General features: G+C 71.0%; 10 protein-coding genes and 3 tRNA genes. 3 read left to right on the top strand and 10 right to left on the bottom strand.

Annotated elements, in window-relative coordinates:
* Window positions 1-30: 30 nt before the first annotated feature.
* Window positions 31-106 (bottom strand) — tRNA-Arg (locus tag CHAN_RS00690).
* A gap of 3 nt (window positions 107-109) precedes the next feature.
* Window positions 110-201, bottom strand: a tRNA-Ser gene (locus CHAN_RS00685).
* Window positions 202-387: 186 nt separating this feature from the next.
* Here CHAN_RS00685 and hisC point away from each other — a divergent pair.
* A complete protein-coding gene (hisC, locus tag CHAN_RS00680; protein WP_290293230.1) occupies window positions 388-1,518 on the top strand; it encodes a histidinol-phosphate transaminase in 1,131 nt (376 codons plus the stop codon).
* 51 nt (window positions 1,519-1,569) lie between these two features.
* Here hisC and CHAN_RS00675 read toward each other — a convergent pair whose 3' ends face one another.
* The 7 genes from CHAN_RS00675 to CHAN_RS00645 all read right to left on the bottom strand — a co-directional run bounded on the left by CHAN_RS00675 (window position 1,570) and on the right by CHAN_RS00645 (window position 7,989).
* Window positions 1,570-2,460, bottom strand: coding sequence for a serine hydrolase (locus tag CHAN_RS00675; protein ID WP_290290843.1), 891 nt, complete (start codon window positions 2,458-2,460; stop codon window positions 1,570-1,572).
* Window positions 2,461-2,631: 171 nt separating this feature from the next.
* Window positions 2,632-3,507, bottom strand: coding sequence for a hypothetical protein (locus CHAN_RS00670; protein ID WP_290290841.1), 876 nt, complete (start codon window positions 3,505-3,507; stop codon window positions 2,632-2,634).
* Window positions 3,508-3,544: 37 nt separating this feature from the next.
* Complete coding sequence (locus CHAN_RS00665) at window positions 3,545-4,303, bottom strand: flagellar basal body-associated FliL family protein (RefSeq protein WP_290290840.1); 759 nt, start codon at window positions 4,301-4,303, stop codon at window positions 3,545-3,547.
* 119 nt (window positions 4,304-4,422) lie between these two features.
* The gene (locus CHAN_RS00660; RefSeq protein ID WP_048743252.1) at window positions 4,423-5,112 is read right to left on the bottom strand and encodes a hypothetical protein; all 690 of its coding nucleotides are present in this window, start codon (window positions 5,110-5,112) and stop codon (window positions 4,423-4,425) included.
* Window positions 5,113-5,223: 111 nt separating this feature from the next.
* Window positions 5,224-5,979, bottom strand: a complete 756-nt coding sequence (locus CHAN_RS00655) for a hypothetical protein (protein ID WP_290290837.1) — start codon at window positions 5,977-5,979, stop codon at window positions 5,224-5,226.
* Window positions 5,980-6,304: 325 nt separating this feature from the next.
* Window positions 6,305-7,396: a hypothetical protein gene (locus CHAN_RS00650; RefSeq protein ID WP_290290835.1), complete on the bottom strand. Its 1,092-nt coding sequence runs from the start codon at window positions 7,394-7,396 to the stop codon at window positions 6,305-6,307.
* A 508-nt stretch (window positions 7,397-7,904) separates the two neighbouring features.
* A tRNA-Ser gene (locus CHAN_RS00645) sits at window positions 7,905-7,989 on the bottom strand.
* 175 nt (window positions 7,990-8,164) lie between these two features.
* Between CHAN_RS00645 and CHAN_RS00640 the strand changes: the two genes are divergently transcribed.
* A complete protein-coding gene (locus CHAN_RS00640) occupies window positions 8,165-9,139 on the top strand; it encodes an NAD(P)H-quinone oxidoreductase (protein ID WP_290290832.1) in 975 nt (324 codons plus the stop codon).
* A 265-nt stretch (window positions 9,140-9,404) separates the two neighbouring features.
* Here the strand turns inward: CHAN_RS00640 and CHAN_RS00635 are convergent, their stop codons facing one another.
* A complete protein-coding gene (locus CHAN_RS00635; protein WP_290290831.1) occupies window positions 9,405-10,673 on the bottom strand; it encodes an aminotransferase class V-fold PLP-dependent enzyme in 1,269 nt (422 codons plus the stop codon).
* 280 nt (window positions 10,674-10,953) lie between these two features.
* Here CHAN_RS00635 and wzm point away from each other — a divergent pair, with 280 nt between their 5' ends.
* Window positions 10,954-11,805 carry a galactan export ABC transporter permease subunit Wzm/RfbD gene (wzm, locus tag CHAN_RS00630; protein WP_048743480.1) on the top strand — a complete coding sequence of 284 codons (852 nt, stop codon included), beginning with the start codon at window positions 10,954-10,956 and terminating at the stop codon, window positions 11,803-11,805.
* The last annotated feature ends 11 nt before the right edge of the window (window positions 11,806-11,816 follow it).

Here is an 11,816-nt window from a genome sequence, read left to right as displayed (position 1 = left end):
CCCCGGCACGCGATCGCGTACCGGGGTCGTTGGTGCGCCCGAAGGGATTCGAACCCCTAACCTTCTGATCCGTAGTCAGATGCTCTATCCGTTGAGCTACGGGCGCGTGTGGCGGAGGCGAGAGGATTCGAACCTCCGGCCCGTCGCAAGACAGGCAACTCCTTAGCAGGGAGCCCCATTCGGCCGCTCTGGCACGCCTCCGTGCACCACGGGGATTCTAGCCGAGCGCCTCACCGCGTGGCAAAAACCCGCCGGTCGCATCGCCGGCGCCCCCTCCGCGCGGCCCCGAAACACGCCCCAACCAGCGCCCCGGCGCCGTCGCCGGGCCGGCGGGCGCGTATGGTTTTCGCCATGACCGGCAGCACTTCCCATGTCCAGGCCCGCCCGATGACCCGCGAGGACCTGAACCTGATCCCCTCGTACGTCCCCGGCAAGATGACGCCCGGCGCGCTGAAGCTCGCCAGCAACGAGATGACGCAGGGGCCGCTGCCGTCCGTGCGCGACGCGATCGTCGACGCCGCGGCGGGCGTCAACCGGTACCCGGACATGGCCGCCGTCGACGTGCGCGCCACCATCGCCGATCACCTGGGACTGCAGTCGGAGCAGGTCGCCGTGGGCTGCGGTTCGTCGGCGCTGTGCCAGCAGCTGATCCAGGCGACCTGCGCCGACGGCGACGAGGTGCTGTTCGCGTGGCGCAGCTTCGAGGCCTACCCGATCCTCGCCCGCGTGGCGGGGGCGGTGCCGGTGGCGGTGCCGCTGGACGCCGATCACCGGCACGATCTCGACGCCATGGCGGAGCGCATCGGCGACCGCACGCGGCTGATCTTCGTCTGCAACCCGAACAACCCGTCGGGCACGACCATCACCGCCGCGGAGTTCGAGGCGTTCATGGCCAAGGTCCCCGGCGACGTGGTGGTCGCCCTGGATGAGGCGTACATCGAGTTCGTGCGCCCCGCCGACGGCGATCTCGGGGCGACCGGGCAGGCGACGGGAGTGGACACCCCCAACGCGGTCGACGCCGTGGCGAAGTACCCGAACGTCGTCGGCCTGCGCACGTTTTCCAAGGTCTACGGCCTGGCGGGCCTGCGCATCGGCTACTGCTTCGGCGCGGCGGAGCTGATCGAGGCGCTGAACAAGGTCTGCATCCCCTTCTCCGTCAACGCCCTGGCGCAGGTCGCGGCCATCGAGTCGCTGCGCTCGGTCGACGAGCTGGAGGCCCGCATCGCCGGCGTCCGCGACCAGCGCGTGCGCGTCACCGCGGCCGTCAATGGCGCGGCCGGCGCGGAGGTGGTCGTCCCCGACTCGCAGACCAATTTCGTGTGGCTGCCCGAGGAACGTCTGGCGTCCCTCGCCGGCACCGGTTCGCTTTCCGACGCCCACGTCGCCGATTCCCGGTCGTTCGCCGAATTCCTGGCCGAGAAGGGAATCGTGGTGCGCTTCTTCGCGGGCGAGGGCGTCCGCATCACCGTCACCGACGCGCCCGAAACCGACCGGCTGCTGGCGGCGCTCGGCCTATAGGGGCCGCCCCCTCCCACCCGCCTTTATCCGCGGGTGGCCCCATCACCCGCATTATCCGCGGGTGACCCCATCCCCCTTGGTCCGATTCGACGACTCCACCGGGGTGTCCTCGCACATCCCGCCGCGAGGCGCATGCTTAGCGACGGCCCCGGCGATCGCGTCGAGCATCTCCCGGCCGGTGTCGTCGGTGGTGTCGCCGGGGCGGGCGGCGATGGCGACGCCGACCACGCCGCCCTCGGTCGGGAACACCCCCAGCTGGCGGATCAGGTAACCGCCCTGTTCGTCGGGGCCCCAGCCGCCCTTGTATCGGGCGCCCTCGATTTCGGCGAGGCCGTAGGCCTGGTAATCGACGATGTCGCCCATCGCGTCCAGAACCGGCTCGGCGCCCTCGATGCAGCGGAGGTTCGCGGCGAAGGCCGCCTGGTCCTCCAGCTCCCAGGGCGTGTCCCCCGGGGCGAGCCATGCGTCGAACTCCGTGTTCGTGTCGCCGCCGTCGGCGAGGACCTGGTTCACCGCATCCGCCGCATGATTGGGGTCGCCCATCGACACCCACATCGTCTCGGCGGCGTCGTTGTCGGACTCGGAGATCATCGGCGGCACCAGGTCGCGGACCCACTCGTTTTCACGGGACGCGGCGATGGCGACGGGAACCTTGGACGTGGACCACGCGGCGACGTCGGAAAGCTCACCCGTGCTGACCGGTCCCCGCCCCGAGGTCGCGCCCGGCAGCGCCAGGGCCAGCTTCGCCTCGCCGTCGAACCGCGCGGCGATGGCGTCGATTTCCGCGGCGAGCTCCGGGTCCATCCGCCCGTCGATGGTCCAGGCTTCTTCGGGGGGTTCGTCGGGCTGCGGATCCAGCAAAGAGGGGCCGGAGCACGCGGCGACCAGCATCGTCGATGCCGCGACGCTTGCGGTGGCGGCGCGCCGCGCGGGCCGGCTCATCCGCCGTCCGCGCCGTCCCGGACGGGTCCGGGCCCTCGTTGCGTCACCTTCGCTGCCGCGTACCGCCATGTTCGCCTTTCGCCTCCACCACGGCGCGGCAGCCGGTTGCGGCCGCGCCGATGCACTTCCGCCCGGACCCGGGAACGGGGCCGGCGGCTTCCGGCGGTGAACTTAGCAGGTGCCCCCGGCCGGCATGTGGCGTTGGACGGCTTCGGCGATATCCGTGAGCATCGCCTGCCCCGTTTCGTAGGTGCCGTCGGCGGGGCGCGCCGCGATGGCCACGCCCACTTCGCCGCCGTCGACGGCCACGGTGCCGAACTGCCTGACCAGGTACATCCCCGATTCGTCGGGCCCCCAGCCGCCCTTGAACCGCGCGCCGGGGACGACGCCCAGCCCGTATCGCTGGTCATCCGCGATCTCGCCCATCGCCGAGACGACCGGGCCGGCGCCGTCCAGGCACGTGAGGTTCGCGCCGAAGCGGGCCTGATCCGGCAGCGCCCACCGCGTCTGGCCGAAGGCCGTGAACTCGGGGCGGGTGCGCTCGGCGTTGACCCGCGTGGTCGCGTCGCCGCCGTCGCGCAGCACCGCGTCGGCGGCCGCGGCGGCCGTGCGCGGATCCCCCAGGCCCGCCCACAGCGACTCCGCGGCCGCGTTGTCGGACACCGCGATGGCCGAGGTGACGTCGGCGGCCCCGGCGCCACCGGCCCGCACCGCCGCGATGGCGACGGGTACCTTCGAGGTCGACCAGGCGACGTCGTCGACGAGCTCGCCGGCGACCCGCGGCGCCTCGCCGCCCGTGCCGGGGACCGCCAGCGCCGCACCCGCGCGGCCGCCCCACCGTTCGACGATCGCATCGATCTCCGCCGCCAAATCGCCATCCGCCTGCCCGGGCGATTTCCCCGGGCCGGTGGGGTCGGGCCGGTCGGCATCGGCCCTGGCCGAGGCGGGCGGAGTCGGGTTCGGCCGGTCGTCGCCCGCTCCCCCGGCATCGCGGGTGCCGCCCGGCAACGTGCATCCGCCGAGGAGCAGAGCGGCCGCGACGGTCACCGCTGCCGCGGCACCCGCGCGCCCCGCCCGGGGGCGCCTAGACAATGTGCACCACCGCGTTGTTGCCTCCGCGGCAGGTGACGTAGTCGCCGTCGTCGGTGCACGTCATGGTGTAGTTCCGGCGGGTGACGGGGCTGAACGCGGTGATCGTGCCCTCGAGCCGATCCGTGGCGTTGTAGTGGTCGACGAACGCGTCGCGCACGGCCTTGGTGAAGGGGCAGCTGGTCGTGCCCGTGCCCGCGTAGTAGAGGTTCAGGTCGCCGGGCGCGCCGGAGCCGCCGCAATGGGACCAGTTCGCGGGGGCTTCGAAGCCCTCCGCCCGGCGCTGCGCCGGAGTGGACCCGGGCTGCGGCTGCTCGGACGCCGGGCGCGCGACGGCACCTTCGCCGGACGGGTCCTCGCGCGACATGATCCAATAGCCCAACCCCGCGCCGGCGGCGACGAGCAGCAGCATCACCACGATGATCAGCGCGATGCGGCCCGCGCCCCCGCCCTGCGGCTGCTGCGGCGGAGGGAACCCGCGGGGGTCCGTGGGGTACGGCCCGGGGCCGCCGGGGTAGGAACCCGGATGGTAACCCGGCCCGCCCGGGTATCCGCCCGGCCCGCCCGGATACCCGCCCGGCACGGCCGGGTATCCGCCGGTGCGCGGATCCCCCGGGGCACCGGAATCACGCGGCGCCCCGGCGCCCATTCCCGGCACGTTGGACCATGCCTGCCCCTCGACGGGACGCCACTGCGCCGTGGAATCCTCGCCGCCGCTGCGGCCGGGCCGATCTTCGCCAAAAGGACTGCTCATGGTTGCCGTGGCTCCTCATCAAACGTTTGTCTCCGATTCAAGCACAGCCCCGGGATGCCGCCACCCCGCCGTCCCCGCGATCGGGGAAGACGGGGTGGGGGCCGTTCGGCGGGGCGGGATCAGCTGGAGCCCAGCGACCCGAACGCGGCCTTCGGGGAGTTTTCGACGGTGATCGGCGTGCCGCCGGTCTCGGTGCGGAACTCGGGGGCGATGGCGGAGCCCATGCGGAAGAACGCGCCGTGCTGGTACTGGCCCAGATCGCGCGGGGCGCGGTAGGTGAAGTCGACGACCACGGACTTCGAGGTCGACACGGTCGGGTTGTCGGCGAACAGCCCGAGGAATCCGCCCTCGGTCCAGGACAGGCGGACCTCCCGCATGCCGTTGGCCACGGGCACGTTGGTGTAGTCGTTGGCCGGCACGACGTGCAGTGCCTCGCCGAGCGCGTTTTCCTTCATGCGGGTTACGCTGACCAGCTCGAATCCTTCGGGCATGATGTCGGCGATTTCGCGGAGCTTCTCGCCCCTGTTGGTCATGCCGCGGACCTCGAGCCGTGTGGTCACCAGGCCGCCGGGGATGACGGTGGCGCCGCGGGTGACCTGCTTGTAGATCTCCCCCTTCCAGATCAGGCCACCGGTTTCGCCGAGGCGGACCTTCTCGGCCGAGGACGCCGGCATGCCGGGCATGAGGGAGCCGAGGTCGGGCAGGACGGGCTTGATCTGGGCGGACGCCGGGGCCGCGGCGCCGATGGCCATCGCGGCGGCGATGCCCGCGGCTGCGGCGGCGCGGGCGATGCGGGTCGTGTTCTTCATTGGTTCTCCTGGTTCTGGAGTCGTGGTTTCCGGCCACCCGGGCCGTTCCCGGGTGGCGGGGCGTCGGGCGGGATGCTGCTTTGCGACGCTCACCGCGCCGCAGGGGGTGCGCTACTTGGCGGACCCGGAGTTGCCGATGTTCAGCGAGCCCCAGTCGATGGAGCCGGTGGAGCCGCTCGGGTCGGTGGGCTGGCCGGGGACGATCGGGCGGGCGACGACGTTGACGGAGGGGCCGCCGGTGTCGACCTTGGTTTGGCGGTAAGCGAAGCCGCCGGCGCCGGAGATCTCCATGCCGCCGCCGGTCTGGTTCCAGCCGGTCTTCTCGGGGGCGACGTAGGTGAAATCGACGGACAGGGATTCGTTGCCGATGCGGACGCGACCGATGCCGTTGGACGCGAAGTCGACGCGGGTGTCCTGCACCTCGCCGCGCTCTTCGGTGTGGTACTGCGAGGGTTCGAGGGTGACGGCGTTGCCGTCGGGGGCGTTGTAGACGACGGATTCCAACTTGAACCCGGCGGGCATGACGTCGGTCACGCCGTGGACGTGGGTCTGGCCGGAGTTGCCGTCGACCTCGAGGCGGACGGTGATCTTTTCGCCCTGGACGACGAACTGGGAGCCCATGAGCTGCTTGTACAGCTTCGCGTCGTACACGAGGGCCTGGGTCAGGTGATCGCCGATCTGGGTGCGCTGGCCGAGGATCAGGTTCTCGATGCCGGGCGCGGCCTCGGCGGCACGGGAGATGGCGTCGCCGACGCCGTCGGGCAGGGCCGGCATGGCCGGCTGCGCGAGGCCGGGAGCGGCGGCGCCGATCAGCAGAACGGTGGCGGCGGCGCCGGAGATGGCGGCGCGGGTGACTCGATTGCTCATGGACTTCCTCTCGGGTCGTGCATTTCGCGAATGCAAGTTGGGGGATCGCGGCCGCCCCTCGGACTCCACGAGCATTGGGGGACATCACCGCAACTTAATTAAATCCCAATAGTCACTTAAGCACCACCCGTAACTTCTATTTTGCTTAGGAATTCACCCGAAAAGGGATCCGCGCACACGAAAAACGCGGACGACGCATGGTCGCCCGCGCACGAAACAAGGGAAACGTCGGGACGTCGCAAAGCGGGGGCCGCATGATGCGACCCCCGCCCCGCGACTCCGCCCGGGCCCGCCGAGGGCCCCCTGAGGGACCCGCTACAGGTGCCTACTTCAGCTGCTCGGCGGCGGCCTTCGCATCCGCGAGGCTGTCGAAGGTGTACGACTCCAGGGACATGCCCTTGTTCTCGTCGGCCCAGTACACCTTGGCCTTGCCATCCTGGTAGGCGGCGACGAGGATCTTGACGCCGCCCGCATCCTCGATGACCTCGTAGTTCATCCGCCGTGCCTGGTCGGTGGCGCTCTTGGAGAACTCGTCGTCGTCGATGATCTCGATGAGCTTTCGCTCGAACAGGCTGCCCTTCGCACCCGAGCAGCGCATGCCCGGCACCTCGCGATCTTCGACGTTGGTGTCGTAGGACGTGATCTTCACCCTGCCCCTGCTGCAGCGCTGCACGTGATCGCGGACGTACGCCGGCACCGCGCTCGCATACGGCTCCGCCAGGGAACCATCGCCCGGATCGGCCGGCCCGGCGGCGGTCGACGTGGTCGTCGGCGTCGTTCGACGGCTGGACGGCGTTGCGCCATCCGTGCCGCGGGTGGTCGTCCCCTCCGTTTCGGTGGCGACCGTCGTGGTCTCACCCGTCTTCTCCGGGTCCTCGTCGCCGCGCATGAACAGGAACGCCGCGCCGACCAGCACGATGACGCCCACCACGGCCGCGATGCCGATCAGGATTCCCTTGTTGCCGCCCGAGCCCGAGCCCGACGACCCCGAACGCGAGGGGCCCTCGTACCCGCCGGAGCCGTACGGCCCGTTCGGGCCACCCGGCCCCTGGGGGCCACCCGGGCCACCCGGCCCGCCGGGATTGTTCGGGCCACCCGGCCCGCCGGGGCCGCCCGGATTGTTGGGGCCACCGGAGCCGCCCGGCCCCCCATATGCCCCGTATGCCCCATACGCCTGCGTTTCGGCGTCACCGCCGCCGTAAGCCCCGGAGCCCTGCTGGCCGGGCCCGTTCTGTCCCGGGCCGCCGGGGCCGGGCTGGTTGCCGTACCGATTCATCGGGGTGGCATACGGGTTCACCGGACCATTGCCCCGCGCGTACGGGTCTCCCTCCCCTCCGTAACCGCCCGGACCATTGCCGCCGCCGGGGGCTCCGTCGCCTCCGGGGATGTCGCCGTATCCGTGATTCCGGTCATTCATGACTTCTCGCCTTTCCGGTTGAGGGTCGCGTTATGACGGGCGGACCGTGCGTCCACCGCCTTCGACGATGTGATGCGCGAACCGGCCGAAAGGTTCCCGGCCCTGGCGAGAATGCCGACGGGAGGTGCGAATGGCCCGATAAAGGGGCGATTCACCGCGCCCCGGAGCCCATTCGGGATGCTGGGGCCGCACCCGGCGACATTCCCGCGCATGTGGGAAATGCCGTTAATCCTTGACCCCAGAATACGCGGCAGTGTGATCCATGTCACTACCTGTGCGAATTCTGGCGGCTCGGCAACTCCGAGAATCGGGCTGCCGGATGCGCGACGAAGCCCTCGGCGCGAAGCCGCCCAATTGAATTCCCGGGCGCGCAGCCCCCATGACTTCCCGGCGGGCAGTCCCCCGGAACTACCCCGCGCGCACCCCAACGCCCGGAACGCCCCCGGCGCCCCAATGAAGAGCCCGGGGCACGACGAAAACGCCCCCGGTGCCCCCAATGAAGAATCTGCGGAAGTGGAGGGATTTGAACCCCCGGTGGATTGCTCCACGCTCGCTTTCAAGGCGAGTGCATTCGGCCGCTCTGCCACACTTCCCCGCCCCGCGGCGTGCGCGGGACCTCCCAATAGTAACCGTGGCCCCGGCCGATGCCCCAAACGACGGCGGCGTTCGCCCGTCTCCCCGACCACGGGGACGGTTGCCGCCCGCGACCCGCCGCGTTTGAGCGTGACCTTGACCACAAAAGCGCCTGCGCGGATTATGGTGGATTTCATGAAGGCGATCATCCAGACCAACCCCGAAGACCCCCGCGCACTCGAGTGGGGCGATGCCCCGACACCCGAAATCGGAGACGGGGAGGTGCTGGTCAAGGTGCGTGCCGCGGCCGTCAACCGCGCGGACATCCTGCAGGCCCGCGGGCACTACCCGCCGCCGGCGGGCGTGACGGACATCCTGGGCCTGGAGTGCGCCGGCGTCATCGAGGAGGTCGGCGAGAATTCGGCCGGCTGGCAGGTCGGCGACGAGGTCTGCTGCCTGCTGTCGGGCGGCGGCTTCGCCGAGTATGCGGCGGTGCCCGTCGGCCAGCTGCTGCCGGTGCCGAAGGGCTGGGAACTCGAGCGTGCCGTGGCCATGCCGGAGGTCGCGTGCACGGTGTACTCGAACCTGGTGCTGGTCGCGGGACTGAAGGAGGGCGACACCCTCCTGGTCCACGGCGGCGCGGGCGGCATCGGGACGTTCGCCATCCAGCTGGCCAAGTCGCTCGGCGCGACGGTCGCGGTGACGGCGGGCAGCGCGGAGAAGCTGGAGCGCTGCCGCGAGCTGGGCGCCGACATCCTGATCAACTACCGCGAGGAGTCCTTCGAGGACGTGCTGAAGGAGCACGGCGGCGCGGACGTCATCCTGGACATCATGGGCGCGAAGTACCTGGACCGGAACGTCAAGGCGCTGGCCATGGACGGGCGCATCGTCATCATCGGCATGCAGGGCGGCGTGAAGGGCGAGCTGAACATCGGCCGCCTGCTGTCGAAGCGGGGTTCGATCACGGCGACGGGCCTGCGCTACCGCGACAAGTCGGACAAGGCGCGCATCGTCGCCGGCACCGAGGACGTGGTGTGGCCGCTGCTGGAGGAAGGCACGATCGACGCCCAGATCCACGCGACCATGGACATCCGCGACACGGCGAAGGCGCACGAGCTGCTGGATTCCGGCGAGGTCACCGGCAAGATCGTCCTCACCGTCGGCGAGTAGCCGCCACGCCCCGGCAGGTAGCGAACGCCGTCCACCGGGGGATCACCTCAGCGGGCGCAGCGCTCCGCCCGCCGCAGCACCCCCGCTTTGCGACGGCCCGTGTGGGGCGCCAAACGGCCGGCGCCGCGGAAGCGCACTCGGCGTCTTCTCAGTCGACGCCGCCCTCCCCCTGACGTAAACCCACCCCGAAGGCGCAGACCCACCCGTCATAACGGGTGGGTCTGCGCCTTCGGGGTGGGTTAGCAGTGACTTTGGCGCGGCCGGTTCAGCCCAGCGAGGCGACGGTGCGGACCAGCTGGTCCACGTCGTGCGGGGTGTTGAACGGCTGCAGCCCCACGGTGACGGCGCCGCCGGCCTCCATGACGCCCATCGCCTCGAGCAGGGCGGACCCGCCGTCGGTCACGGCGCTGGTGACCAGGCGATTGTCCAGCAGGCGGCGCACCACGGTGGACGCCGGGACGTCGGTGACGATGAAGCTCACGCGGGGGATCCGGTCGGTGTCGGTCACGCCATAATCGGCCGAACCCTCGCCGTCGACGCCGACGATGTGGACCTGGTCCAAATTGCCCAGGGCATCGAGCAGGCGCGTGGTCAGCGTCGTCAAGTAGCGCCCCACCTGCGGAATCGAGGTTTCGATGCGGTGGCGCCGGGTGCCGCGCGCGCTGGGGTCGAGGTCCGCCAGGTGGCGGACGGACTCCGGCACGCCACCGAGCAGCGCCGGGGCGACCGGGAAGACCTCCAGGCGGCGCCGGCCGCCGGCGTCGGGCGTCAGCGACATCGACTGCAGCAGGTCGAGCTGCGACGGATCGCGGAACACCAGCGCGGAAACCTCCGGGCCGCCCCACGCCGCGGCGTCGAGAAGCACGATGTCGGCGCCCATGTCGTACATGTCCACGACGCGGTACGGCGCGAACGCCGTCGCATCGACGAACACCATGGCCCGGGAGCGGGCATGGGCGATGCGGGCGATCTCCGCGACCGGCGCGACGGCACCGACGTACGGGTCGGCGGCCGGGACGACCACCAGGCGGGTGTCGGCGTCGACGACCTCCTCGAACTGCCAGGCCGGGACGGCGCCGGTGGAAAGATCGGCCTCCGCGACGCTCACGCGGGCGCCGTACATGTCGGCCGCGCGGCGGAAGGGCACGTGCGCCACGGGGTCGCCCGTGCGGGTCAGGACGATGCGGGCGCCCAGGGACAGGCGGCGGCGCATGGCCTGCGTCAGCACCTGGACCAGAGCCTCACGCGACGGGCCGAGGACGACTCCCTCGACGCGGGCGCCGGCCACGTCCGCGAAAGCCCGCCGGGCCATCGCGGCGAACTGATGCCCGGCCGTGATGCCGGCCTCGCGGCCGCGGGAATGGGTGCCCGACGCGGCCTCGCCGGCCAGGGACTTCGGTGCGGCGCGGAAGGCGGTGGCCATCGAAGACAGGACGCGCTCCGGGATCTGGGCGCGTTCCCCGCCGTTGAGGTACGTCCAACCGTCGGACAGGGACGAGTAATAACCCCTGGTCGTGGGCACGTCGAAGGCCATGACCACCCTTTCCCTTTTTGCAAGCGTTCCCTGTGCAAGCGCCGATTCCGCGCATCCGCGGCAGTGGCGACAGGATACCGCCCGCGACCGCCGGAGTTTCAGCCGGGTCCCGCCGATGCCGCGGGAAACCACGTCTGTCTGCACAACAGTATGCCCCGAAATGTCTCACGGCACGACGGTGGGTAGGGCGACGGGTGCACCGCCGGGTAGGTTGGACTCCGTGACGAATGCAGAACAACCGAGTCACCCGACCACCGGATTGCGGGCCGACATCGCCCGCATGACCGGCGCCGGCGATGTCGCGGCGCCGCCGCGCTCCCGATCGCGCACGGTCGCGGCTGCGTGGAAGGACCTTGTCCGGGGCTACGGCCAGCGGCAGCTGTGGCTGCAGCTGGGCTGGCAGGACATCAAGCAGCGCTACCGCCGCTCGACGCTCGGCCCGCTGTGGATCACCATCGCCACCGGCGCGATGGCCGTCGCCCTGGGCCTGCTGTATTCGCTGCTGTTCCAGCAGGAGCTGGCGTACTTCCTGCCGCACGTCACGGTGGGCCTGATCATCTGGGGCTTCATCTCCGGCTGCGTCCGCGAGGGCTCGACGGTCTTCATCGAGAACGAGGGCCTGATCAAGCAGCTGCCCTCGGCGCTGAGCGTCCACGTGTACCGGCTGGTGTGGCGGCAGCTGCTGTTCCTGGCGCACAACATGATCATCTGGCTGATCCTGGTCGTCGTGTTCCGCCCCGACCTCGGCTGGGAGATCCTGCTGGCCGTCCCCGCCCTGGCGCTGCTGGTGGTCAACGGGGTGTGGGTGACCATGTTCTTCGGCATCGTCGCCACGCGCTACCGCGACGTCGCACCGCTGCTGGAGTCCCTGATCCAGCTGGTCTTCTACATGACCCCGATCGTGTGGACCACCAAGACGCTGGAAGAGCAGGGCGGGGCGGTCGCCGAGCGCGCCCGCATCGCGGAGCTCAATCCGCTGTACCACTACCTCGAGATCGTCCGCGCCCCGCTGACGGGCGAGCCGCTGGCCACCTACCACTGGTGGATCGTGCTGGGCTGCACCGCGGCGGGTCTGCTGCTCGCCCTGCTGGCCATGCGCCAGTGGCGCTCGCGCGTGAGCTACTGGGTCTAGACGGCGACCGG

The organism is Corynebacterium hansenii (assembly GCF_030408795.1).
In the GTDB taxonomy this organism is placed as follows: domain Bacteria; phylum Actinomycetota; class Actinomycetes; order Mycobacteriales; family Mycobacteriaceae; genus Corynebacterium; species Corynebacterium hansenii.
Note: the sequence above shows the minus strand (reverse complement) of the source record. Positions and strands in the feature narration are given on the sequence as shown.